The sequence below is a fragment of the Actinomadura livida genome (assembly GCF_014648675.1).
GTDB classification, from domain to species: domain Bacteria; phylum Actinomycetota; class Actinomycetes; order Streptosporangiales; family Streptosporangiaceae; genus Spirillospora; species Spirillospora livida.
This window is the reverse complement of the sequence record NZ_BMRO01000002.1, coordinates 14,800-38,797: the sequence shown is the minus strand read 5'-3', so window position 1 is coordinate 38,797 and position 23,998 is coordinate 14,800. Positions and strand designations below refer to the sequence as shown.

Genomic DNA, 23,998 nt, shown 5'->3' with positions numbered 1-23,998 from the left:
CCGCCGCCGGCATCGCGCCGGCGGCGACCGCAAGTCCAGCGCCCGGCCGATAACCCCGCCGTAACCGGATCGGGTTACGCCGGCGTTACGCCCGCTGCCCCAAGCTGGGCGGGCAGGACGGCAGGGGAGGACGGACGTGCGGGTACTGATCGCCGAGGACGAGCGGATGCTCGCCGATTCGATCGCGGAGGGGCTCCGGGCCGAGGCCCTCGCGGTGGACGTCGTCTACGACGGCGACGCGGCCCTCGAACGGCTCGGCGTGCACGACTACGACGTCCTCGTCCTGGACCGGGACCTGCCGGTCGTGCACGGCGACGACGTCTGCCGCGCCGCCGTGGAGTCCGGCGCGCTGGTGCGGGTGCTGATGCTCACCGCGGCCGTCGCCGTCCCGGCGCGGGTCGAGGGCCTGCGGATCGGCGCCGACGACTACCTGACCAAGCCGTTCGCGTTCGAGGAGCTGGTGGCGCGGGTCCAGGCGCTCGGCCGCCGCGCCCGCCCGGCGGCGCCGCCGGCGCTGGAGCGCGCCGGGATCCGGCTCGACCCGTCCCGCCGGGAGGTTCTCCGCGACGGGCGGTACGTGCACCTGGCGCGCAAGGAGTTCGGGCTGCTGGCCGAGCTGCTGCGCGCGGACGGGACGATCGTGTCGGCCGAGCGGCTGCTGGAGAAGGTGTGGGACGAGCACACCGACCCGTTCACCAACACCGTCCGGGTGACGCTGATGAAGCTGCGCCGCAAGCTCGGTGATCCCCCGGTCATCGAGACCGTCCCGGGAGCGGGGTACCGGATCAGATGACGGGGGTCGCCGAACGGCTGCGGCCGACGATCCGGATGCGGCTCACGCTCCTGTACACGGGCCTGTTCCTGTGCGCCGGCGTCGTCCTGCTGGGCCTGACCTACATCCTTGTGCAGAACAATCTCCAGCGGCAGAGCGAGCCGGTCAGCGGGGAGAAGGTGCTCGACGTCAGCCGTGCCCCGGGCACGCCGGACGCGGGCACGCCGGACGCGGGCACGCCGGACGCGGGCGCGTCGTGGGTCTCGTCCCAGCGGTTCGAGGGGGCCCTGCTCAAGGCACGGCGGGAGTCGCGGCACGAGACGCTCGGTGCGCTGCTGACCCAGGGCGGCATCGCCCTCGGGCTGGTGGCCGCGGCGGGGCTGGGGTTCGGCTGGCTGCTCGCCGACCGGGCGCTGCGCCCCGTCCACAAGATCACCGAGACGGCGGGGCGGGTGGCGCGCAGCCACGACCTCACCGAGCGGATCGCCTACGAGGGCCCGCGCGACGACGTCAAGGAGCTGGCCGACGCCTTCGACACGATGCTCGGCCGGCTGGCCAGGGCGTTCGACGGCCAGCGCCGGTTCGTCGCGAACGCCTCGCACGAGCTGCGCACCCCGCTCGCCATCAACCGGACCCTCGTGGACGTGGCGGTGCGCCGCCCCGACGCCACCGACGACGTCAAGCGGCTCGGCGAGTCGCTGCTGGTCGTGAACGGGCGGCACGAGCGGCTCATCGACGGGCTGCTCACCCTCGCCGGCACCGAGAACGTGGTCGCGGACGCCGGCCCGCTGGATCTGTCCGACGTGGCGTCCCACGTCCTCGACCAGGCCGGACCGGAGGCCGGGGCGCGCGGGGTGACCGCCGGCCACCGCCTCGCCCCGGCCGTCACCTCGGGCGATCCGGTGCTCGTCGAGCGGCTGGTGCAGAACCTGGTCGAGAACGCGATCCGGCACAACCACGACGGCGGCGACCTGTCGGTCACCACCGGGGAGAGCGGCGGCTGGGCCGAGCTCCGCGTCACCAACACCGGTCCCGTGGTGCCCGCCTACGAGGCCGAGACGATCTTCGAGCCGTTCCGCCGGCTCGGCACGGACCGGGCGCACTCCGACCGCGGCTCCGGGCTGGGGCTGTCGATCGTCCGCGCGACCGCGACCGCCCACGGCGGGACCGTGACCGCCGTGCCCCGGCCCGGCGGCGGGCTGGCCGTCACCGTCCGGCTGCCCGCCTCGCCCGACGCGGCGGCCGACGAGACCGCCTCCGGCCCGAACCCCCGGGCCGCCACGCCGATGACGGTGAGCACCGAGCGGAATGAGGGGGCTCGTCCGGGGTAGCGTCTGCCAATGACCAGCGCGCAACTGCTCACCGACGCGTTCGGCCGGATCCGTGAGACGGTCCACGAGGCGGCCGGCGGGCTCACCGCTGACCAGCTCGCCCACCGCGTCGGCGGCCGGGCCAACTCGATCGGCTGGCTCGTCTGGCACCTCACCCGCATCCAGGACGACCACATCGCCGACGCCGCCGGCACCCCGCAGGTGTGGCCGGGCGACGGCTGGGCCGACCGGTTCGGCCTGCCCTTCGACCCGTCCGACACCGGGTACGGGCATACCTCGGCCGAGGTCGCGGCCGTCCGGGTCGAGTCGGCGGACCTGCTGACCGGCTACCACGACGCCGTCCACGAGCGAACCGCCGAGTACGTCGGCTCGCTGGCCGACGGCGACCTCGAGCGGATCGTGGACCGCGCGTGGGACCCGCCCGTCACGCTGGGCGTCCGGCTGGTCAGCGTGATCTCCGACGACCTGCAGCACGCGGGGCAGGCGGCGTTCGTCCGCGGCCTCCTCTAGCGGGTCACCCGCTCCCCGAGACGCTCAGATCGGGATCTTCCGAGATTTCCCCGGGAGGCGGGGCAGCGCCTCTGTCTGCGGCCGGCCGCAGCCCGGAGATCAGGCGGGACCACCGCGCGCCGATGTGCGCCAGGTCGTAGGCCCGCGCCGAGCGCACCGCCTCCTCGCCGAGCCGGTCGCGGAGGGCGGGGTCCTCGATCAGCTCGCGGAGCGCGGCGGTGAGCGCGGCCACGTCCCCGGTGGGGACGAGCAGGCCGTCGCGGCCGTGCTCGATCAGCTCGGGCGGGCCGAAGGGGCAGTCGAACGACACGACCGGCAGGCCCATGCCCATGGCCTCGATGATGACCATCGGCATCCCCTCGCGGCGCGACGACAGCGCGTAGACCGACGCGCGCGCCATCTCTCCGTGCAGGTCGCGGGTGAGGCCGCACAGCTCGACCCGCCCGGTGAGGCCGAGTTCGGCGATCAGTGCGCGGAGCCGGTCGCGGCGCGCCCCCGAGCCGAAGATGCGCAGCCTCCAGTCGGGATGCCCGGCGGCGATCGGCGCGTAGGCGCGGATGAGCAGGTCGAAACCCTTGTTCAGCACGAGCCGCCCGGCCGCCAGCACGACCTTGTGCTCGCGCGTGGACGTCCGGTCCGGCAGGGCCGGCGCGGCGTTGGGGATCTTGACGATGCGGACGCCGGATCCGGCGAGGGCTGCCTCGTATCCCGCGCGGGCGGGCTCGGTGAGGACGCTCAGCACGGTGAGCCGGGGGTAGGCGCGGACGATCTGCCGCCGCAGGGAGGGCTGGTAGGCCTCCAGGCTCATGTGGTCCTGCCCGATCGTCGCCGTGCCGGCCGGTGCCAGCTCGGCCGCCACCAGCACGAGGGACGGCCGGGTCGCGATGAGCACGTCGGCGGGCGAGCGGTGGATCGCCCGCAGCAGGCACACGTCCGACCACAGGCTCATGAGCCGGAAGGACGCCTCCTCGGCCGGGACCAGCAGGCTCGGGAGCCGCGCCAGGAGGCGGGCCGTCCTGCCCTTGGGGGCGAACCGGTCGTCGGCGTAGGTGAGCGCGGCGTCCGGGGGGACCGCGAAGAACGGCTTCCTGCTCCGCCTGATGACGCTGACGATCTCGACGTCGTGGTCGCGGGCCAGGTGCCCGCACAGGTTCAGGACGGTGCGGATCGTGCCGCCGGTCCCGTGCGCGTTCTGCAGGAGCACGCGGACCCGCAGCCGCTCCCCCGGCGGCGGCACGCGCCGCCGCCGCAGCGGGCGCAGCGCGGACAGCGCCGCCCGGCGCAGCGCGCGGTGCGCACCGCGCCGGAGGCGGCGCCGCAGTCTCGGTCTCCTGGGCCTGGGCTCGGGCCTGCCCTTCGGGTCGTCCACCGGGTCCCCCTATCGAAGGCGGAGGTGTGGTGCCCCCTTCCCGCCGACGGGCCCGGTCAACATCATCCCGTGGTCACGGTACGGTCGAGGGCGCTTCCCTTGACCCACCGGTTCCAGGACATCTCGTGGTAGCTCCAGCCGTTGAACGGGTCGAGCGGGCGCTTGCTGCCGACGACGTTCACGGGGTCGCCGCGGTAGGACCACTTGTAGAACCAGCGGGCGTCCTTGGGCGGCGAGTTGATGCAGCCGTGGCTGACGTTCTGGCGGCCCTGCGCCCACACGGTGGCTGCCATCTCGTGGACGTACTCGCCGCTGCTGGAGATCCGCACGGCCCAGGGGATGACCTCCTTGTAGCCGCCGTTCTCCTTGTCCTCCGGGTCGACGCCCATCCACTCCGACGTCATGACCGCCGGGTTCTCCTTGCCCATGGTCAGGTGGATGCCGCTGGCGGTGAGGTAGGTGTCGACGCCGTTGACGACGCGGCCGCCCCTGCCCGCGCTGATGGGCCAGGTCCGGACCGTCTTGCCGTTCTGCTTGGCGACGGCTTTCTTCTTCTTGGTGCTGATCGTGGTGATGTGCGAGTCGCCGATGCGGAAGCCGCGGCCGAAGTCGGACGTCCCGTAGGTCTTCTTGCCCGCCTTGACCCCTGCCAGCCGGGCCCGGAACGCCACCTTCTGGTGGGGCTTCCAGTACTCGCCGTTCTTGGTGCGGAAGATCGCCGTGGTGTCGTTCTGCCAGTGCCACGCCCCCGTGGCCGGCTTGGTGGACTTGACCTCCAGGACCTTCTCCACGGCCTTCTTGTCCTCCACCGCCCGGTTGAAGACGACGATGATCGGCATGCCGACGCCGACCGTCTCGTTCTTGGCCGGCGTGACGTCGAGGACCGAGAGCTCCTGGGGCGCCTTGTGCGTGGCGAAGCTGGCGTTGACCGTCGTCGACTTGCCCTCGGGGCTCGTCGCGACGGCGGTCACCTGGTACTTGGCCCCCGGCCGGAGCGTGCGCGACTTCCAGGTGGTCTTGTCGTCGGCCATCCGGCCGTCGACCGGCTTGCCCTTGAGGGTCACGGTGACCTTGTCGAGGGTGCCGCCCGCGGCGGTGACCGTGACGCCTTTGTCCGGGCGCGCCTTGACGTTCCCGTCGCCCGGGTCGATCGTCACCTGGGGCGCCTGCGCGTCGGCCTTCTCCCCGACGGTGACGCCGCCGCTGCCCTTGTCTCCCCCGCTACAGGCCGTCGTGAGGAGTAGCACGGCCGCCGCCAGCGCCGTGCCCGCCCGAACTCCTGCGGATAGCCTCCGCTGCACCTCTACCTCCAGTAACCCCGCCGTCTCCAGGGAGACATTAGCGACAAAAGTCGACGATCATGCCAGGACCCGAGGGTTTTGGCGGCGGCCGAGATCAAAGCGTTGTACGCGCGCGCCGGACGGTGCCGCACCCGCATCAGCGCAGCGCACTGCCCTCGCGCCACTTGCCGAACGGCATCTGCCAGAAGCCCCAGCCGTTGTCCCATTCGACCTGCCGGTCGGTGCCGGTCAGCTCGATGACGTCGCCGCGCTGCATGATGTCGTAGTACCAGCGCGCGTTCTCCGGGCTGAGGTTGAGGCAGCCGTGGCTGACGTTCGCCGAGCCCTGCGAGCCCACCGACCAGGGCGCGGAGTGCGCGTACTCGCCGCTGTTGGAGAAGCGGACCGCGTAGTCGACGACCGTCTTGTAGTAGCCGGAGTCGCCGGGCTTGCGGCCGGGCGCCGTCATCGTCACCGGGTTGCCCTTCTCCATGAGGAGGTGGACGCCGCTGGTGGTGGTGTACTCGCGCGTCTGGCCGTTCCCCGCGCTGAACGGGACGGTCCGCAGCTTCTTGCCGTCCCGCGTGACCGTCATGTGGTGCTTGCGGATGTCGCCCTTGGTGATCTGCTCGGCGCCGATGGTCAGGGTCGCCTGCGCGTCCTCGGCGCCGTAGGCGCCGCCGCCCGCGTTGACGCCGGCGAGCCGCGCGTGGAGCCGGACCGTCTGGTGCGGCTCCCAGTACGTCTTCGTCCGGTAGATCGCCTTGTCCTGGCCGACCCACCGCCACGCGCCCTCGACCGGCTTCTCGGGGGTGACGCGCAGCGCCCGCTCCACGGCCGCCCGGTCGGTGACCGGCCCGTCGAACGTGACGATGATCGGCATGCCGACGCCGACCTTCTCCCCCTTGACGTTCGGGGTCACGTCGGCGATCTTCAGCGTGCGCTCCGCCTTGAGCGTGGTGAACGAGCTGGTCGCCGTGCGGGTCTCGCCGCCGTCCCGGGCCTGCGCCGTGACGGTGTAGGCGGTGCCGGGCGTCATGGTCCGGTCGGAGCGCCAGACCTTGCGGTCGTCGCCGAACTTTCCGGTGACGGTGGCGCCCTCCCCCTTGACGGTCACGTTCTGCAGCTTGCCGCCCCCGGCCTTCACCTCGATCGTGCCGTCCGGCTTGACCTGCGCGGTCCCGTTGGCCGGGGTGATCGTCACGGGCTCGCTGGACCCGCCCGACGCGAGCTTCCCCACACCCCCGACCGAGCAGCCGGCCAGACCGGCCGTGAGCATCGCCAGCACGGCCGTGCCGCCGGTCAGCGCCAGCCTGAAACGGCCTCCAGTCACCACAGACTCCCCCAAAACCAAAGATCTCACCCTGTGTCGGGCTATCTAGTAATGGAGACGCCGCGTGCGGGCCGGAAGTTCGGCAAGCCGGGCGGTTATCCGCCGCTCGGACCCGGTTCGTCGCAGGTCGAGGGGCCGCTCAGGCGGCGGCGGCGTCCTCGGCGGGCTCGCGGTTGACGTGGCGCACCACGCGCTTGAAGCCCCACACCGAGGCGGCGATCCCGGCCGCGCCGAGCCCCGCGACGACCCCGGTCCGGATCCACAGGTACATGCTGATCGACTGGCTGAACAGCATCCAGAGGCTGACGCCCACGTTGGCCATCAGCACCGCCGACCACAGCAGCGAGATGCGCAGGAAGAAGCGGCGGACCCTGTCGTGCTTGTAGAAGGCGTCCGGGATCGGCGCCATGTCCTTGGCGAGCTTCATGGCCAGCGGCTTGCCGAGGGGCACCGAGGCGAGGAAGGCCATGCTCACGCAGAGCGTCCCCAGCGTCGGCTGCAGGAAGTACACGACCGCGCTCCCCGTCGCGGCCGACAGCCCCGCGCGGACGGTCACCCCGACCGCGGCCAGCAGCAGCATCCCCGAGACCGGGTGCCCGCGCACGTAGCGGTAGACGATGCCGCCGTACACCCAGGCGACGGCGGCGACGAGCGCCCCGGTCAGTCCGAGGAGCATGAGCGCCACGTAGAACACCACCACCGGGGCGATGACGCCCTCGACGAAGCGCGGGAGGGCGTGCATGAGCAGCGCGGGGATCCGCGGCAGCTCGAAGACGTGGTGCCCGCCGCCGTGGCCGTCCTCCGGCTTCGGCGCGCGCGTCAGGCCCGCCGGGCGGTCCGCGGCGCGGTCATCGACGGTGGAACCGTCAACGGTGGCGTCCTCAACCGTGGATCCTTCAACGGTGAAGGTCTCGAAGGCGGACGCTTCAGCGGTGGAGCCGTCCACCGCGGAGGGGACTGTCCCGTACCCGTCCGCCTGGAGGCTGGGGGTTCCCGCCGCCCCGGAGGCCGGGGCGGGCATGATCGCCGGTCGATCCATCGAGCGTTGTGCTCCCCGATCGGTGTACTTGAACTCGGATTTGCTCACGATTGCGCCCCACGGTACGTGATGGTCCGCACCCGTCCGTCCGTTTTCGGATGATTCGGGCCGGGCGGCCGTCCTCCGGTCGGTTCGGCTCCGCCTCTCTGTTAGTTCGGCTGCGCCGCTGGATTGGTTCGGTTCGCGTCCGGTTCGATCCGGCTTTCGTTTCCCGAGGTGAGGCCAGGAAACCGCCCGAAACGGACATGGCACGGCCAAGCCTCCGGCTCCCGCCGCGGGGCCGGCCCGCTCAGCCCTCCGGACGGGCGGGCTGGGTGTCGCGGGCGGCGGCGTAGATGGCCCGGAGCGTGACCGCGACCGACGGCCTGCGGACGCTCGCGGCCCTGGTGACGGCGTAGACCTCCCGGGCCAGCGTGCACTCGGGGATGCGCCGCACCGCGACGCCCCGGTCCCCGGCGGCGAGGGCCAGCGCCGGGACCACGGTGATGCCGATCCCCCGAGCGACCAGGCTCAGGATGGTGTGCAGGCCCTCGAACTCCCACGGCACCGGCCTGGCCCCGCCGACGGTGTCCAGGAGCCGCTCGGCGGCCTGCCGGGACGGCTCGCCGGGCGGCGCCGCCATCCAGGGCTCCTCCCGGAGCCGCTGCAGGTCCACGGGCCGCGCGGGGTCCGACATGGGGTGCGTGGACGGGACGACGAGCACCAGCGGGTCCCTGCGCAGGTGGAAGAACTCCAGGGCGGCGGGCGACTGGTCGGGGACCTTGCCCGTCCAGTCGTCGATGAGGGCGATGTCGACCTCGCCGTTCTGGACCTGCCGGATGCCGTCGCCGGGCCGGGTCTGCCGCAGGACGAACGTCAGCCCGGGATGCTCGCCGAGGCTCTGCGCCAGCGCGGGCGCGAAGGCGACGGCGGCCGTGGGGAACGCGGTGACGACGACGCGCCCCATGGGGGTGTCGGAGTGCGCCGACAGCTCCGCCTCCGCCGTCTCCACGAGCCCGAGGATCTCCTCGGCGCGCTCGGCCAGCCGGCGGCCGGCATCGGTCAGCTCAGCGCTGCGGGCGGTGCGGTCCAGCAGCGGGACCCGGGCCTCCCGCTCCAGCGCCGACAGCTGCTGGGAGACCGCCGACGGGGTGTAGCCGAGGGCGGCGGCCGTCGCGGCGATGCTGCCGCGGCGGGCGAACTCGGCGAGCAGCCGGAGGCGGCGAAGTTCGAGCATCAGTCCACCTTATGGTCACCATCGATGAGAGTCGCTTGTGATGATGCTTTGTGCGGGCAAGTATGAACCCGAGCCCGGCCGGGTCGCACAGGGGGATTGCGCGGTCACCCACCGCGACGTCGCCCGCCCTTTCCCTGAATGCCTTCATACGCCATGCCCTGGAGCGTTTCGATGCCTGCCCAGAGAGTGTCCGCACCCGTCCGGCCGCTGCCCTTCAGCCCGCGCCCCGTCCCGCTGTCGGCGACGCTCGCGGTCAACGAGGTGATCGCCCGCATGCGCAGGGAGGGCCGGCGCGTCCTCCCCCTCGGCTTCGGAGAGGCCGGGATACCGATACATCCCGTCCTGGCCCGCGAGCTCGGCGCGGCCGCGGGCCGGGGCGGCTACGGCCCGGTCGCCGGGTCCGCCGCGCTGCGCGCCGCCGCCGCCGGGTACTGGACGCGGCGCGGGCTGCCCACCGACCCGGCCACGGTCGTCGCCGGCCCCGGCAGCAAGCCGCTGCTGTACGCGCTGCTCACCGCGCTCGGCGGGGACGTCGTCGTCCCGGCGCCGAGCTGGGTGACCTACGCCGCGCAGACGGCGCTGGTGGGCGCCGAGCCGATCCGGGTCGCCACCCCGCCCGGCGAGGGCGGCGTGCCGAGCCCGGCGCTGCTGGCCGACGCCGTGGTGCGGGCCCGCGCCCGCGGGCGGGACGTGCGCGCCGTGGTGGTGACGCTGCCCGACAACCCGACGGGGACGATCGCCTCCGAGGAGACCGTGCGGCGGCTGTGCTCGGTCGCGCGCCGGCACGACCTGGTGGTGATCTCCGACGAGATCTACCGCGACCTGGTGCACGCGCCGGACCGGACGGTCCCGAGCCCCGCCCGGCACGCGCCGGAGCGGACCGTCGTGACGACCGCGCTGAGCAAGAGCCTGGCCGCGGGCGGCTGGCGGCTCGGCGTCGCGCGGCTGCCGGACGGGCCGTTCGGCCGGGCGCTGCGCGACAGCCTGCTGGGGGTGGCGAGCGAGATCTGGTCCAGCGCCCCGGCCCCGATGCAGCACGCCGCCGCGTACGCGTTCGCCGAGCCGCCCGAGCTGGTCGAGCACATCGACCGCAGCCGGCGGCTGCACGCGGCGATCACCGGTGCGGTCGCCCGCCGGTTCGCCGCCGCGGGGGCCCGCGTCGCCCGCCCGGAGGCCGCCTTCTACCTCTACCCCGACTTCGGGCCGCTCCGGGACGGGCTGCGGGAGCGGCACGGCGTCCGGACGGCCGGCGACCTGACGCACCTGCTGCTCGAACGCCACGGGGTCGGCGTCCTGCCCGGCAGCTCGTTCGGGGACGCGCCGGCGTCGCTGCGGATGCGGGTCGCGCCGAGCCTGCTCTACGGGGAGGACGACGAGCAGCGCCTCGCGGCCCTGGCGTCCGCGGACCCGGCGTCCCTGCCCTGGATCGCGGACGCCCTGGACCATCTGAGCGGCGTCCTCGCCGGCCTGACCGAGTCGGTCACCGTCAGCGAGCCGGCGCCGGTCTGACCGCGGCGGCGGGATTCCCGCGGAGGGTAAGGGAGTCGAACCCCTTCGAGTGTCACCTCGACGTCAGTTTTCGAAACTGCTGCCTTACCGTTCGGCCAACCCTCCGGGCGAAAGGCGGGGTCGTCCGCGACCGGACGGCCCCGCCCCGTGAAACGCGTGGACCAGCAGGGAGTCGAACCCTGATCGCTTCCTTGCAAGGGAAGCGTGCTCCCGTTACACCACAGGCCCATCGTCCGTGCTCGGCAGGGGCGGTAGGAGTCGAACCCACTTTCCGCCGGTTTTGGAGACCGGCCGCCTAACCGGTGGCTCGCCCCTTCGTGCTTTCGCCTCCGTTCGACGTGATCAATGGTGCGCCGCGTTCCCGGCGGCGCACAAAGTATTTTCTCCGTACCGGCTCGGATGCGCACCGTCATCGGTGTCCGGGAGCGGCCGCGCAATCGATCCAGCCCCGGCCCGACCGGCACGTATAAGCGTGGTGTAAGGTCCAACGACGCACGAGGCGAACGTCACGAATCCACCACCGGCAGGTCAGAACGCGCCCTGCCGGTCTGGCCCGTGATAAACCCTAGATCAGCACGAAGTCACGCAAGTGATGAAAGAAAGGCGAGGGGGCCCGCCATGAGGCATGCACGGGACGGGGCTGCCGCGGCGATGAGCGCCGCCTCCAGGATCCTCGTCGCGCGGGGCAAGAACGAGCCTCAGGAGCTGGAGAACCCGGAAGTCGCCTGGGGCCAGCGCGCCCGCGACGGCGTGTGGGTGCCGACGCGGGACGGCCAGCGGATCCACCTCGGCATCGACGTGGCGGCGGCGGACACCGTCGCCCAGATCCTGCGCCCCAGCCTCCGGGTGTTCGTGGGCGTGGACGTCGACACCGACATCGTCGCGCAGACGACGGCCGGCGGCGTGCGGCTGCTGACGGTGATCCACGGACCCGACGCCCCCTCGGAGTTCCGGTTCACGGTGTCCCTGGCCGACGGCCTCACCCTGGAGTCGATGCCGTCCGGCGGCTACGACGTCGTCCACCTGCGGTACGGCGCGACCGTGGGCCGCCTCTACAACCCGTGGGCGAGCGACTCGATGTTCCGCCAGGTCAAGGCCGACTACACCCTGGAGGGGTCGGCCGTCACCATGCGGGTCCAGCACACCGACGCCTACTACCCGGTCGTGGCCGACCCGCACTACGAGCGCTGACCCGGCCGCCCGGCCGGGCACCCGCGCTCGCCCGCCCGGACCCGCCGCCGCACTCCCCCGCGCAGACCCTCCGGCCGGATCAGGCCGCCGTTCGCCAGCGCGTCCTGGCGGGGTTGGCCGCAGCCGGGTGCCGTCCGCGTCATATGGTTGTTGCCCCACGGGCCGCGTTCCGGCCCCGGCGGCGCGGCCGGGCACACGATCGCCCCGGTCCCGGAGACTGGAGTCATTGTGATCTTCACCCATGACACCGAGCACGCGCTCGCCGTCGTCGTCGACCTCATCAACACCGGCGCGGCGGCGTCCGGCACCGAGCGCCTCGGCGGGCTGCCCGGCCTGCAGGCGTTCGTGGAGCGCAACACGTTCAGCGACGTGGGCCGGCTCACCGACGCCGACCTGCTCCGGGTGCTGGACCTGCGCGCCCGCTTCCACGCGGTGTTCCGCGCCGACGACGTCCAGGCCGCGGTGGACCGGATCAACGAGGTCGTCGGGGAGGTCCGCACCACCCCGCACCTGACCGACCACGACGGCTACGACTGGCACGTCCACTTCTTCGCGCCCGGCGCGCCGCTGGGCGAGCACCTGGCGGCCGACTGCGGGATGGCGCTGGCGTACGTCGTGGCGGCGGGCGAACTGGACCGGCTGCGCACGTGCGAGGCGCCCGACTGCTCCCGGGTCCTGGTGGACCTGTCCCGCAACCGCTGCCGCCGCTACTGCGACAGCCGCACCTGCGGCAACCGCATGCACGTCGCCGCCTACCGGGCCCGCCGGCGCGAGGGGGCCGCCCCCTCCCCGCGGGCCGCCGCGGCGAAGAAGGCGCCCGCGACGCGCTGAGCCGCGGAGCTAGCGCCCGGCGCCGAGGGCGCCGCACCGGTCCAGCGCCTGCCGGGCGGCGCGGACGTCGTGGACGCGGAAGACGCGGGCGCCGAGGAGGGCGGAGACGCCGAGGACGGCCATCGTGCCGACACCGCGCCCGTCCACGGGGCGGCCGAGGGTCTCCCCGATGAAGTCCTTGTTGGACACCGCGACCAATACCGGCCATCCGGTGCCGGTGAGCTCGCGGAGCCGCCGGGTGATCTCCAGCGAGTGCCGGGTGTTCTTGCCGAAGTCGTGGGCGGGGTCGATCAGGATGGCGTCGCGGCGGACCCCGAGGGCGGCGGCGCGCTCGGCCAGGCCGGTGATGTGCGCGACGACGTCCGCGACGACGTCGCCGTACCCGATCCGGTGCGGGCGGGTGCGGGGCGGGAGGGCGCCCGCGTGCGAGCACACCAGGCCGATGCCGTGCTCGGCGGCGACCTCGGCGAGCCGCGGGTCGGGCCCGCCCCAGGTGTCGTTGAGCAGGTCGGCGCCCGCCCGCGCCACGGCGTCGCCGACCTCGGCGCGCCAGGTGTCGACGCTGATCACCGCGGCGGGATGGCGCTCGCGGACGGCGGCGACGAGGTCGACGACCCGGCGCAGCTCCTCCGCGACGCCGACGTCCTCGCCGGGACCGGCCTTCACCCCGCCGATGTCGACGATCTCGGCGCCGTCGGCCACGGCCCGGTCCGCGGCGGCGAGGGCCGCGTCGAAGCCGTAGGTGGCGCCGCGGTCGAAGAACGAGTCGGGTGTGCGGTTCACCACGGCCATGATCGCGTGCGGGCCGATCTCGCGCCCGTTCAGCCGCAGCGGCGGCACGTCCGGTGAGGTCATGATGCACTCACCGTGGCACATCGCGGGCCCGGCGGGCCAACCAGAAGCGAATTCGGTCCAAACGGCGCCCTCTCTCGTCATCGGCCTGGAGTGGTCGGTAATCTCATATGTCACGCTCGTTGCGGGATTCTCCCGTGGTGGGCCCGCGTCGGACCTATTTCAGCCATGGAGGATCCGCTGTCCAGGCGAGCACTCATCACCGGCATCACCGGACAGGACGGCTCGTATCTGGCCGAGCATCTGCTTGAGCTGGGATACGAGGTCTGGGGCCTGGTGCGGGGGCAGGCGAACCCCCACGTGTCGCGGCTGCGCAAGCACATCGGCGACGTGCAGATCACCACCGGGGACCTGCTGGACCAGGGCAGCCTGATCTCGGCGGTGGAGCGGGTCCAGCCCGACGAGGTCTACAACCTCGGCGCGATCTCCTACGTGCCGATGTCGTGGCAGCAGGCCGAGCTGACCGCGGAGGTCACCGGCATGGGCGTGCTGCGCATGCTGGAGGCGATCCGGGTGGTGTCGGGCATCAGCCCGTCCCGGACGCCGGACCGCGAGCAGATCCGCTTCTACCAGGCGTCGTCGTCGGAGATGTTCGGGATGGTGCGGGAGACCCCGCAGAACGAGAAGACGCCGTTCCACCCGCGCAGCCCGTACGGGGTGGCCAAGAGCTACGGGCACTACATCACGCAGAACTACCGCGAGTCCTACGGCATGTTCGCGGTCAGCGGGATCCTGTTCAACCACGAGTCGCCGCGCCGCGGCGCCGAGTTCGTGACCCGGAAGGTGTCGCTGGGGGCGGCGCGCATCAAGCTGGGACTGGCGGACGAGCTGCGCCTCGGCAACCTCGACGCGCGGCGCGACTGGGGCTACGCGGGCGACTACGCCCGCGCGATGCGGATGATGCTCGCGCAGGACTCCCCCGAGGACTACGTCATCGGAACGGGCCAGACGCAGTCGGTGCGGGAGCTGGTGGAGTTCGCGTTCCGCACGGCGGGCCTGAACTGGGAGGACCACGTCGTCCTGGACGCCCGCTACACCCGGCCCGCCGAGGTCGACCTGCTGTGCGCCGACCCGAAGAAGGCGCGCGAGCAGCTCGGCTGGGAGCCCGCGGTGACGTTCGAGGAGCTCGTGACGATGATGGTCGAGTCGGACCTGCGGCTGCTGTCGCGGTCCGCGCGGCCCGAGGACGAGCCGTTCAGCCCCGACCACTGGTGACCGCCGCGCCGGACGCGTGACCCGGCGGGACGCATGACCGCGCGCGAACGTGGCACGATGCAGGCATGTTCGCCGATGAGCCGGCCGCCTGATGGCGGACGTCCGGCTGGGAACCGGGCCCGGACGCTGGATCCTGCTGGCGACGGTCCTCGGGTCGGGCGTGGCGCTGCTCGACGCCACCGTCGTGAACGTGGCGCTGCCCGCGCTGGCGGACGACCTCGGCGCCGACATGGCCGGGCTCCAGTGGACGGTGAACGCCTACACGCTGACGCTCGCCGGGTTCATCCTGCTCGGCGGATCGCTGGGCGACCGGCTCGGGCGCCGGAGGATCTTCCTGACCGGCGTCGTCTGGTTCGCGGTCGCGTCGGCGCTGTGCGGCCTCGCCCCGAACATCGAGATGCTGGTCCTGTCGCGGGCGCTGCAGGGGGTGGGCGGGGCCCTGCTGACCCCGGGCTCCCTGGCGATCATCCAGGCGTCGTTCACCGCCGACGACCGCCCCCGCGCGGTGGGCGCCTGGTCGGGCCTGGCCGGGGTCGCCGGCGCGGCCGGGCCGTTCGCGGGCGGCTGGCTGGTGGAGGCGGCCGGATGGCGCTGGGTGTTCCTGCTGAACGTCCCGCTGGCCGCCGTGGTGGTGCTGGTGGCGGTGCGGCACGTCCCCGAGAGCGCCGACCCGGAGGCCCGCGGGCGCTTCGACGTGCTCGGCGCGGTGCTGGCGGCGCTCGCGCTGGCGGGGACGACGTACGCGTTCACCGAGGCGCCCGCGGCCGGCCCGAGCCCGCTGGTCGCCGGCGCGGCCGCGGCGGGCGCCGCGGCCGCCGTCGCCTTCGTGCTCGTCGAGCGGGCCCGCGGCGCGGGAAGGTCCCGCGGCGGCCGGCGGCCGGGCCGCGAGCCGCCGCCGCGGCCGATGCTGCCGCTGGACGTGTTCGCCTCCCGGCAGTTCAGCGCCGTCAACCTCGTCACGTTCATCATGTACGGCGGGATGGGCGTGCTGTTCTTCCTGTTCGTCCTGAACCTGCAGGTCGTCGGCGGGTTCTCGCCGATCGCCGCGGGGACCGCGCTGCTGCCGGTCACGGTGCTGATGCTGCTGCTGTCGGCCCGGGCGGGCGCGCTCGCGCAGCGGATCGGCCCGCGGCTGCCGATGACGGCCGGGATGCTGGTGGCGGCCGCGGGGATGCTGCTGGTCGCCCGGGTCGGCGAGGGCGCCTCGTACCTGCGCGACGTCCTGCCGGCGGTGGTGGTGTTCGGGCTGGGGCTGTCGGCGGCGGTCGCGCCGCTCACCGCCACCGTGCTCGCCACCGCGCAGGTCCGCCACGCGGGCGTGGCGAGCGGCGTCAACAACGCGGTGGCGCGGGCCGCCGGGCTGCTGGCGGTGGCGGCGATCCCGCCGCTGGCCGGGCTGACCGGCGACGCCTACCAGAACCCCGCCGAGTTCTCGCGCGGGTTCGGGATCGCGATGGTGGCGTGCGCCGCGCTGCTGGCCGCCGGGGCGCTGCTGACCTTCCTGACCGTCGCCGACGACGCGCTGCGGACCCCGTCCGGGGAGAAGGTCGCACCGGAGTGCCGGACCCAGTGCGGCGTCGGCGCCCCGCAGCTGCAGCCCCGGCCGGAGACCGTCGCCGCGGGCCCGCGCGGGGACGCGCCGCCGGGCACGCGGCCCTGACCACCTGGCCGGACGGGGCCGCGGGCATCGATTCTCGGTCCGATTCCGGCTATGTCCAGGACCGAATCGGTTCGTTGTCATACGGTCGAGGGCATGAATCTGCGGCAGCTGCGCTATGTCGTGGCCACCGCCGACCACGGCACGATGACGTCGGCGGCCCAGGCTCTCTACGTGGCCCAGCCCGCGCTCTCGCGGGCCGTCCGCGAACTCGAGCGCGAACTCGGCGTCGAGCTCTTCGCGCGTTCCGGCCGCGGCGTCGTCCTCACCCCCGTCGGGGAGCAGGTCGTGCGGGAGGCCCGCGTCGCGCTGGACGCCGTCGAGGCCATCGAGGCCCTGGCGGTCACCCGGGCCAACGGGCGCGGCGCCGACCTGCGCATCGCCGTCACGGCGTCCCTGGAGCCGGAGCTGACCGGCCGGCTCATCCCCCGCTTCGCCCGCGACCAGCCGGCCGTCCGGGTCCGGGTGATCCGCTGCGAGGACCGCGACCAGGTCGCGGCGGCGCTGCGCGCGGGCCGCGCCGACCTCGCGCTGACCGACCTGCCCGTCCCCGGCGACATGTCCGCGCACCCGTTCGAGCAGCGGGAGGTCGTGCTGATCTCGCCGCCCGCGCTGCAGGTGCGCGAGCCGGTGCCGCCCGCGGCGCTGGACGGGATGCGGCTGGTGCTGCCCGCCCGCGGCAGCGCCCGGCGCGCCGAGATCGACACGCTGCTGCGGCGCATCGGCGCCGTGCCGGTGGCGGCGGTCGAGTCCGACGAGCGCGGCGCCTGGCTCGGCTGGGTCCGCGCCGGGATGGGCTCCCTGCTGTGGTACCGCAACCAGATCGAGGACACCGAGGGCGTGACCGTCCGGTCGTTCATGCCGCCGCTCACCCGCATGATCGGGCTCGTGCACGCGCACCGGAGGCTCCCGCCCGCCGCACGCGATTTCCTCACGTTCGCCAAGGAGACGGCCCGCGAGGACCACTGACCCGGCGGCCGCGTGCGGTGCCCCGGCCACGAGCGGGCCGTGACCGGGGCGGGGAGGTCAGGACGACCCGTTGAGGGGGTAGGCGGGGAGCTCGACGGCGTAGGACTCCTTGACCACGTCCAGGTGGTGCCAGGACTCCCGGACCGTCACCCCGGGCACCGAGCGGATCGCGTCGAGGACGCCGACCAGCTCGCTGCGGGTGGCCGCCTCGGCCTGCCCGACGATGTCGTAGCGGCCGAAGCCCGTCGCGAGGTAGCGGACGCCGTCCTGGGCGGCGACCGCCTCGGCGGTCTTCCGCAGCCCGCCGGTCACCACCAGCCCGAAGCCGCCCAGCTCGGCGGCGCCGAGGGCCAGCGGGTCGGCCAGGCCGGTGACCTGGATGACGCCCGAGCGCATCAGCCTGACCACCCGGGCCCGGGTGGCGGCCTGCGACAGCCCGATGACGTGCGCGAGGCGCGTGTAGGGGGCGCGCCCGTCGCGCTGCAGCTCGTGCAGGAGCCGCCAGTCGATGTCGTCCAGGCTGATCTCGCCGAGCTCGCGCACCACCGCGTGCTTGTCGCGCACGGTGGCCACCGACCGGAACACCTCGGCCGCGCGCACCCCGGGGATGGACCGGATGTGGTCCACCTCGGCGGCGAGGGCGGCGTCGTCGCGGGTGCGGACCTGCGCGACGAGGTCGTGCGGCCCCGCGGTCAGCGCGGCGAAGCTGACGGCGGGACGCTCGGCGACGGCCGCGGCCGCCTCCCGCGCCGACCCGTCCACCGCGACCGACACGTGCCCGATCGCCTCCGCGCCGACGACGGCGGCGTGCACGATGCCCACGACGCGGACGACTCGCGTCTCGAGAAGGTGCTGCACCCGTGCCCGCACGGCCGTGCGGGAAAGCCCGACGCGGTCGGCGAGCGCCTGGAACGTCGCCCTGCCATCCCGCTGGAGCTCGCGGACGAGCACGGCGTCGACCGCATCCAGCACGGCTTTCCTCCTCGACATCTGATGACCAGTTCTGCCAGCTGCAAGATCATTCCATTTCGGGACGGTATGACGTCAAATATTGATCTTGCTCGTGTTCGCGGTGCCCGGGGGCCGTCGATGCGTCTGCTCCGGGTTCGGGGCGGCGCCGTTTCCGACGCCCGGCGAACCCCGCCGAGAGCGCAACGCTGCCGGGGACGGGGCGGGCGGGCGGCGGCCGGGCGGGGGGACGGCGTCCGCCGCGGTGGTCGCCGCCCGGACCGGGCGGCCCGCGGCGCGGGCGAGCGCGGCTGACCGGGCCCAAGTGCGTGACCTGCATGCGCTTCTCCCGGTGTTCTGCTGTCACGCCCCTGCGGCGGGTTCCGCCGTCCGCGCGAGGCACATGTAAGAAAAGTGCATCGGGGGCGCAGTTACGTCAAGAGGTAACTTTACAGAGAGCCAAGCCCTACGTTGCACCGTTTTCAGGCACGTAATCCAGTTCACTTCGATCACGCCTGGAAGGGGCGGGAATCGGCGTCCGGGGATCGCGCCGCGGCGCCGCGCGGACACGGCGGGCATCGCCCCTGGGTACGGGCCCGGAGGGGCGGCGTGGCCGGAGCACGGCCGGGTATAGCGGACAATGTACGCTGCCCCAGCCCGCCCGGAACCGTGATTGGTGTGTAGTACAGCCGTGCACCTGCTGAACGGTGAGCGTTCCGCTCACGACCTCACCTACAACGACGTCTTCATGGTCCCCCGCCGCTCCTCGGTCGGGTCGCGCCTGGAGGTCGACCTGTCGACCACGGACGGCAGCGGGACGACCGTGCCTCTCGTGGTCGCCAACATGACCGCCGTCTCCGGGCGCCGCATGGCCGAGACGGTCGCCCGGCGCGGCGGCATCGCCGTGCTCCCCCAGGACATCCCGGCCGACGTCGTCGCCGAGGTCGTCGGCTGGGTCAAGGGACGCGACCTCGTCGTGGACACGCCGATCCGGCTGGCCCCGTCCAGCACGGCGGGGGACGCGCTCGCGCTGCTGCCGAAGCGCGCGCACGGCGCGGTGATCGTGGTCGAGGACGACCGGCCGGTGGGCGTCGTCACCGAGGCCGACTGCCAGGGCGTCGACCGGTTCGCGCAGCTGCGCGACATCATGTCCCGCGACCTGGTCACGCTGCCGGCCGGCGTGGACCCGCGCGAGGCGTTCGACCGGCTGCACGAGCGCGGCCACCGGCTCGCCCCCGTCGTCGACGGCGGCGGGCGCCTGGCGGGCATCCTGACCCGTACCGGCGCGCTGCGCGCCACGCTGTACAAGCCCGCCGTGGACGGCGGCGGCCGGCTGCGCATCGCCGCGGCGGTGGGGGTGAACGGCGACGTCGCCGGCAAGGCGAAGGCGCTGCTGGAGGCGGGGGCCGACCTGCTCGTCGTGGACACCGCGCACGGCCACCAGGACAAGATGATCAGCGCGCTCGCCGCCGTCCGGGGGCTGGACCCCGGCGTCCCGGTGGCGGCCGGGAACGTGGTGACGGCCGAGGGCACCCGCGACCTGATCGAGGCCGGCGCCGACATCGTCAAGGTCGGGGTGGGACCCGGCGCGATGTGCACGACCCGGATGATGACGGGGGTCGGCCGGCCGCAGTTCTCCGCCGTCCTGGAGTGCGCCGCCGAGGCCCGCCGCCTCGGCCGGCACGTGTGGGCCGACGGCGGCGTCCGGCACCCCCGCGACGTGGCGCTGGCGCTGGCGGCCGGGGCCGCGAGCGTGATGGTCGGCTCCTGGTTCGCCGGCACCTACGAGTCGCCCGGCGACCTGCAGCGCGCCGCCGACGGGCGCCTGTACAAGGAGAGCTTCGGGATGGCGTCCGCGCGGGCCGTGCGGCTGCGCACCGCCGACGACTCCCCGTTCGACCGCGCCCGCAAGGCGCTGTTCGAGGAGGGCATCTCCACGTCCCGGATGTTCCTCGACCCGAAGCGCCCCGGCGTGGAGGACCTGATCGACTCGATCGTGGCGGGGCTGCGCAGCTCGTGCACCTACGCGGGCGCCCGCACGCTGGAGGAGTTCCACGAGCGGGCGACCGTCGGGATCCAGAGCTCGTCCGGCTACGCCGAGGGAATGCCGCTGTCCACCAGCTGGTAAAACCTTCCGGTCCGCCGCCCGCCGCGCGCACCCGCGCCGGCGGGCGGGCGGCGGCGGGGCGCGGCACGGGCGGCCCAAGATCCGGGGGTCGGGCTGCCAACTGATCACCGGATTGCATATCCTGGGCGGCGGCTGTGCCTGAGGTCACACGCGCTCGCACGCGGACGGCTCCCAAAAGCAACTTTTGACCGGTCCCGCGCGTCCATAGGGTGAACCAGGCTTAATTCACCGTGGGTGGGAATCGGAGCGTACATGGGTCGGTCGGCGAGTCGGCGCGCCGGGGAAGGGGACGGGGATCGCTCCTCCGGCGGTGCCGTGGGCCTCCCCCGCGCGCTCGCGCTGACCCTCGCGTCCGCCCTGGTCTGGGGCGTCGCCCACCTCGTCACCGGCCGCCGGGTGGCCGGGAGCCTGCTGCTCGCGCTGTACGTCGCACTCCTCGCCGCGGTGGGGGCCGCCGGCACCGTCTACCGGCCGGACCTGCTGCAGCTCGCCGTCCGCCCGGAGGTCGTGGAGCGGCTCTCGGTCGGGCTGCTGGCGCTCGGCGTGGTGTGGGTCTTCATCGTGATCCGCTCCTACCAGATCCTGCGTCCCCTGCGGCTGTCGGCCGCGGCCCGCACGCTGGGCGCCGCGGCCGTCGCCGTGATGTGCTTCGCCGTCGCGGTGCCGGTGGCCTGGTCGGCGCACGGCACCTACGTCTACCGCGACGCGCTGACCAGCATCTTCCGCAGCGGCGGCGGGAACGGCAAGCAGGTCGACGCCGACGACCCGTTCGACGGGCAGGCCCGGGTCAACATCCTGCTGCTCGGCGGCGACGCCGCCGAGGACCGCACCGGCGTGCGCACCGACAGCATGACGGTGGCGAGCGTCGACACCGACACCGGCGACACGGTCCTGCTGAGCCTCCCCCGCAACCTGGAGGGCTTCCAGCTGCCGCCCGGCCCCGCCCGCGACCGGTTCCCCTACGGCTTCACCGGCGACGGGCCGCAGACGCCGGGCCTGCTGAACGAGGTGTTCCAGTACGCCGAGGAGCACCCCGACGTGGTGCCGGGCGTCCCGAAGAACGAGCGCGGCCCCGAGCTGCTGAAGGCCACGATCGCCGGCATCCTCGGCCTCCGGGTCGACTACTACATCCTCGTCGACATGTTCGGCTTCGCCGACATCATCGACGCCATGGGCGGCGTCAAGATCAACATCGAGCAGCCCATCCCGTACGGGCTGGAGGGCGCCGTGCTGGAGCCCGGCTACCGGACGCTCAGCGGCAAGGAGGCGCTCTGGTACGGCCGGTCCCGGACCAACAGCAGCGACTACGTGCGGATGGGCCGGCAGAAGTGCCTGCTGGCCGCGATCGCCGAGCAGGCCGACCCGCAGACCGTCCTGACCAGCTTCGACAAGCTCGCCGCGGCCGCCAAGCGGACCCTGTCCACCGACATCCCGCAGGAGCTGCTGCCCGCGCTGATGAAGCTGTCGGAGGGCGTGAAGGGCGGCGCGCAGATCAACAGCCTGCAGTTCGTGCCCCCGCTGATCTACACCGGCAGCCCCGACTTCGACCTCATCCGCAAGCTGGCGGCCGAGGCGGTCAACACCGATCCCCGCAAGGTCAGCGGCGATCCGGACGGTGATCGGGGCGACGGCTCCCCGAACGCGGCGGCGAGCACGGCCCCGCCCGAGACCGGCGGCTCGCCGAGCGGCACCCCGACCGCGTCGAAGCCGCCGAGCAAGCCGGTGTCGCTGGAGGCCAGCTGCCCGTGATCCTCCGCCCCGCCGCGGCCCCGGCACGGGCCCGGAGGGGGGATCATTGAAGGAGACCACTTCCTCTAGGTCCTCGAAGGGCGGGTGCGGGTGCCTCGGATCCATGGCTGCGACGTCTACCGCGTGGCGATGCCGCGCGGGCGGCGGCCGGAGAGCGTGCTCGTCCGCCTCGCCGGCGGTGACGCGGTGGGGTGGGGCGAGATGGCCGTCCCCGGCGGCTCGGGCGATCCCGGCCGCGGCTGGGCCGACATCGAGGAGCGCATGGCGCCCGCGGTGGTCGGGCTGGAGTGGGACCGCCCCGAGGACGTCTCCGCCGCCGCGGACTTCGGCGCCCCGGAGGCGGCCGCCGCGATCGACACCGCCTGCTGGGACCTGTGGTGCCGGACGCGCGGCCTGCCGCTCGCGCACGCGCTCGGCGGGACCCGCACGTCCATCGTGACCGGTTCGCGGATCTCGCCCGAGCCGGCGCTGGACACGGTCGCGGCCCGGGTCAACCGCGCCGTTGGAGCGGGCCACACCCGCGTGACGCTGGACATACGGCCCGGCTGGGACATCGAGCCGGTCCGCACGATCAGGCAGGCGTACCCGGCGCTCGCGCTCGTCGCGGACGCGGGCCACGCCTACACCGAGTCGCCGGAGCACATGGCCGTCCTGGAGGGGCTGGACGCCTACGGCCTGGCGGCGATCGAGCGCCCGTTCCCCGCCGGCGACCTCGCCGCGCATGCCCGGCTCCAGTTGCGGGTCGGCACCGCCGTCGCCCCGGCCGTCGGCGACCTGGAGACCCTCGACGCGGCCCTGACGCTGGAAGCGGGCCGCGCCCTGCACCTGCGGCTCGACCGGCTCGGCGGGCTGACCGCGGCCCGCAGCGCCCACGACCTGGCGTACGCGGCCGGCTGGGACGTGTGGTGCAGCGGCTGCGGCGCGTTCGGCATCGGCCAGGCCGCGGCGGTGGCGCTGGCGGCGCTGCCGGGCTGCACGCTGCCGAGCGACGTGACCGACCCCGCGGGCGGGCCGGTGTTCGTGACGCCGCCCGTCCGGTCGTCCGGCGGCGTGGTCGGCGTCCCGCTCACGCAGCCGGGCCTCGGCCACGAGGTCGACGAGGAGCGCATCGAGCGGCTGGCGACCCGCCGGCTGCGGCTGTCGGCATGAGCGCCGCCCCGGCCTGGGTGGTGGCCGGGCCGCCCGGCTCCGGCAAGAGCACGGTGTCCGACCTGCTGCTGGCGCGGCTGCGCCCCGTCCCGGCGCTGCTCGACAAGGACACCATGTACGGGCCGTTCGTGGAGGCCGCGCTGGCGGCGTCCGGCCGCGACCCGGGCGAGCGGGAGGGCCCCTGGTACGACGCGCACGTCAAGCCGCACGAGTACGCGGGGATGACCGCGACGGCCCGGGAGGTCCGCTCCCACGGCTGCCCGGTGCTGCTCAGCGGCCCGTTCACCGGCCAGATCCGGGACGCGGACCGCTGGGCGGAGTGGACCGCCGCGCTGGGCGGCCCGCCCGTGCGGCTGGTGTGGATCCGCACGGACGCCGCGACGCTGCGGCACCGCCTGGAGGGGCGCGGGTCGCCGCGCGACACCGGGAAGCTGGCCGGGTTCGCCGCGTTCGTCGCGCGGATGCGGCCGGACGAGGCGCCGCCCGTCCCGCACGCGGCCGTCGACAACCGGCTGGCCGCGCCCGTCCCGCTGGAGGCGCAGCTCGACGCGCTGGCCGCCGGGCCCTGAGTACGGGGACCGGTCAGTACGACTTGGGCAGGCCCAGGGAGTGCTGCGCGACGAAGTTGAGGATCATCTCGCGGCTGACCGGGGCGATGCGCATGAGGCGGACCACCCCGGCGAGCATCCCGACGCCGTACTCGGTCGTGAGGCCGTTGCCGCCGTGGGTCTGGATCGCCTGGTCGACGCAGTGGATCGCGGCCTCGGCGGCGGCGTACTTGGCCATGTTCGCGGCCTCGCCGGCACCGGCGTCGTCGCCCCCGTCGTACAGCCAGGCGGCCTTCTGCCCCATCAGCCGCGCCAGCTCCAACTCGATCTTCGCGGCGGCGAGCGGGTGCGCGAGGCCCTGGTGGGCGCCGATGGGCGTCTTGAAGACCTGCCGGTCCTTCG

The 23,998-nt window shown here is 73.9% G+C and carries 21 protein-coding genes and 3 tRNA genes; 13 read left to right on the top strand and 11 right to left on the bottom strand.

Translation table 11 applies throughout. The features are described from left to right. Positions 1-136: 136 nt before the first annotated feature. From IEZ03_RS03515 to IEZ03_RS03505, 3 genes are read left to right on the top strand one after another with little or no spacing between them, the layout of a single operon-like run. Positions 137-793 (top strand): response regulator transcription factor, encoded by a 657-nt coding sequence (locus tag IEZ03_RS03515; RefSeq protein ID WP_184884014.1) that lies wholly within the window; start codon positions 137-139, stop codon positions 791-793. Next, positions 790-2,103, top strand: coding sequence for a sensor histidine kinase (locus IEZ03_RS03510; protein WP_184884011.1), 1,314 nt, complete (start codon positions 790-792; stop codon positions 2,101-2,103). Before IEZ03_RS03515 ends, IEZ03_RS03510 begins: the two co-directional genes overlap by 4 nt. A 9-nt stretch (positions 2,104-2,112) precedes the next feature. Continuing rightward, the gene (locus IEZ03_RS03505) at positions 2,113-2,613 is read left to right on the top strand and encodes a mycothiol transferase (RefSeq protein ID WP_184884009.1); all 501 of its coding nucleotides are present in this window, start codon (positions 2,113-2,115) and stop codon (positions 2,611-2,613) included. A gap of 4 nt (positions 2,614-2,617) precedes the next feature. Here the strand turns inward: IEZ03_RS03505 and IEZ03_RS03500 are convergent, their stop codons facing one another. The 5 genes from IEZ03_RS03500 to IEZ03_RS03480 all read right to left on the bottom strand — a co-directional run bounded on the left by IEZ03_RS03500 (position 2,618) and on the right by IEZ03_RS03480 (position 8,850). After that, entirely contained in the window at positions 2,618-3,982 is a 1,365-nt protein-coding gene (locus IEZ03_RS03500; protein ID WP_184884007.1) for a glycosyltransferase family 4 protein, read from the bottom strand. A gap of 62 nt (positions 3,983-4,044) precedes the next feature. Further along, positions 4,045-5,283 (bottom strand): L,D-transpeptidase, encoded by a 1,239-nt coding sequence (locus IEZ03_RS03495; protein ID WP_229807986.1) that lies wholly within the window; start codon positions 5,281-5,283, stop codon positions 4,045-4,047. 136 nt (positions 5,284-5,419) lie between these two features. After that, positions 5,420-6,595, bottom strand: a complete 1,176-nt coding sequence (locus IEZ03_RS03490) for a L,D-transpeptidase (protein WP_229807985.1) — start codon at positions 6,593-6,595, stop codon at positions 5,420-5,422. Positions 6,596-6,734: 139 nt separating this feature from the next. After that, positions 6,735-7,682: a VC0807 family protein gene (locus IEZ03_RS03485; protein WP_229807984.1), complete on the bottom strand. Its 948-nt coding sequence runs from the start codon at positions 7,680-7,682 to the stop codon at positions 6,735-6,737. Positions 7,683-7,923: 241 nt separating this feature from the next. Beyond that, positions 7,924-8,850 carry a LysR family transcriptional regulator gene (locus tag IEZ03_RS03480; RefSeq protein ID WP_184884005.1) on the bottom strand — a complete coding sequence of 309 codons (927 nt, stop codon included), beginning with the start codon at positions 8,848-8,850 and terminating at the stop codon, positions 7,924-7,926. Between the two features lie 171 nt (positions 8,851-9,021). On the opposite strand from IEZ03_RS03480, the gene IEZ03_RS03475 reads away from it, so the two are divergent. Beyond that, the gene (locus tag IEZ03_RS03475) at positions 9,022-10,359 is read left to right on the top strand and encodes a pyridoxal phosphate-dependent aminotransferase (RefSeq protein WP_184884004.1); all 1,338 of its coding nucleotides are present in this window, start codon (positions 9,022-9,024) and stop codon (positions 10,357-10,359) included. A 20-nt stretch (positions 10,360-10,379) separates the two neighbouring features. On the opposite strand, the gene IEZ03_RS03470 is transcribed toward IEZ03_RS03475, so the two are convergent. The 3 genes from IEZ03_RS03470 to IEZ03_RS03460 all read right to left on the bottom strand — a co-directional run bounded on the left by IEZ03_RS03470 (position 10,380) and on the right by IEZ03_RS03460 (position 10,674). Beyond that, positions 10,380-10,464: transfer RNA gene (locus IEZ03_RS03470), tRNA-Ser, on the bottom strand. Between the two features lie 52 nt (positions 10,465-10,516). Further along, a tRNA-Ala gene (locus tag IEZ03_RS03465) sits at positions 10,517-10,587 on the bottom strand. A 15-nt stretch (positions 10,588-10,602) separates the two neighbouring features. Further along, positions 10,603-10,674 (bottom strand) — tRNA-Trp (locus IEZ03_RS03460). 303 nt (positions 10,675-10,977) lie between these two features. Between IEZ03_RS03460 and IEZ03_RS03455 the strand changes: the two genes are divergently transcribed. Together IEZ03_RS03455 and IEZ03_RS03450 are read left to right on the top strand one after the other, a co-directional pair. Further along, the gene (locus IEZ03_RS03455; RefSeq protein ID WP_132047768.1) at positions 10,978-11,550 is read left to right on the top strand and encodes a hypothetical protein; all 573 of its coding nucleotides are present in this window, start codon (positions 10,978-10,980) and stop codon (positions 11,548-11,550) included. Positions 11,551-11,778: 228 nt separating this feature from the next. Beyond that, the gene (locus tag IEZ03_RS03450) at positions 11,779-12,381 is read left to right on the top strand and encodes a CGNR zinc finger domain-containing protein (RefSeq protein ID WP_184884002.1); all 603 of its coding nucleotides are present in this window, start codon (positions 11,779-11,781) and stop codon (positions 12,379-12,381) included. Positions 12,382-12,390: 9 nt separating this feature from the next. On the opposite strand, the gene folP is transcribed toward IEZ03_RS03450, so the two are convergent. Beyond that, entirely contained in the window at positions 12,391-13,236 is an 846-nt protein-coding gene (gene folP / locus IEZ03_RS03445) for a dihydropteroate synthase (protein WP_184884000.1), read from the bottom strand. A gap of 177 nt (positions 13,237-13,413) precedes the next feature. Between folP and gmd the strand changes: the two genes are divergently transcribed. The 3 genes from gmd (at position 13,414) to IEZ03_RS03430 (ending at position 17,074) form a co-directional block, all read left to right on the top strand. Beyond that, entirely contained in the window at positions 13,414-14,448 is a 1,035-nt protein-coding gene (gmd, locus tag IEZ03_RS03440; protein ID WP_184890598.1) for a GDP-mannose 4,6-dehydratase, read from the top strand. Between the two features lie 91 nt (positions 14,449-14,539). Further along, on the top strand, positions 14,540-16,108 hold the full coding sequence (locus IEZ03_RS03435) for an MFS transporter (protein WP_184883997.1): 1,569 nt from the start codon (positions 14,540-14,542) through the stop codon (positions 16,106-16,108). A 93-nt stretch (positions 16,109-16,201) separates the two neighbouring features. After that, positions 16,202-17,074, top strand: a complete 873-nt coding sequence (locus IEZ03_RS03430; RefSeq protein ID WP_132047776.1) for a LysR family transcriptional regulator — start codon at positions 16,202-16,204, stop codon at positions 17,072-17,074. Positions 17,075-17,131: 57 nt separating this feature from the next. Here the strand turns inward: IEZ03_RS03430 and IEZ03_RS03425 are convergent, their stop codons facing one another. Beyond that, complete coding sequence (locus IEZ03_RS03425) at positions 17,132-18,046, bottom strand: Lrp/AsnC family transcriptional regulator (protein ID WP_184883995.1); 915 nt, start codon at positions 18,044-18,046, stop codon at positions 17,132-17,134. A gap of 667 nt (positions 18,047-18,713) precedes the next feature. Here IEZ03_RS03425 and IEZ03_RS03420 point away from each other — a divergent pair. From IEZ03_RS03420 to IEZ03_RS03405, 4 genes are all read left to right on the top strand, one after another. Continuing rightward, positions 18,714-20,150 carry a GuaB1 family IMP dehydrogenase-related protein gene (locus IEZ03_RS03420; RefSeq protein WP_184883993.1) on the top strand — a complete coding sequence of 479 codons (1,437 nt, stop codon included), beginning with the start codon at positions 18,714-18,716 and terminating at the stop codon, positions 20,148-20,150. 315 nt (positions 20,151-20,465) lie between these two features. Then, entirely contained in the window at positions 20,466-21,899 is a 1,434-nt protein-coding gene (locus IEZ03_RS03415) for an LCP family protein (protein ID WP_229807983.1), read from the top strand. Between the two features lie 90 nt (positions 21,900-21,989). Next, on the top strand, positions 21,990-23,048 hold the full coding sequence (locus tag IEZ03_RS03410; protein ID WP_184883990.1) for an enolase C-terminal domain-like protein: 1,059 nt from the start codon (positions 21,990-21,992) through the stop codon (positions 23,046-23,048). Then, the gene (locus IEZ03_RS03405) at positions 23,045-23,617 is read left to right on the top strand and encodes a P-loop nucleotide/nucleoside kinase family protein (protein WP_184883988.1); all 573 of its coding nucleotides are present in this window, start codon (positions 23,045-23,047) and stop codon (positions 23,615-23,617) included. Before IEZ03_RS03410 ends, IEZ03_RS03405 begins: the two co-directional genes overlap by 4 nt. 13 nt (positions 23,618-23,630) lie before the next feature. Here IEZ03_RS03405 and IEZ03_RS37515 read toward each other — a convergent pair. Further along, positions 23,631-23,998: acyl-CoA dehydrogenase family protein (locus IEZ03_RS37515; RefSeq protein ID WP_268248516.1), on the bottom strand; the 368-nt coding region annotated here is incomplete at its 5' end.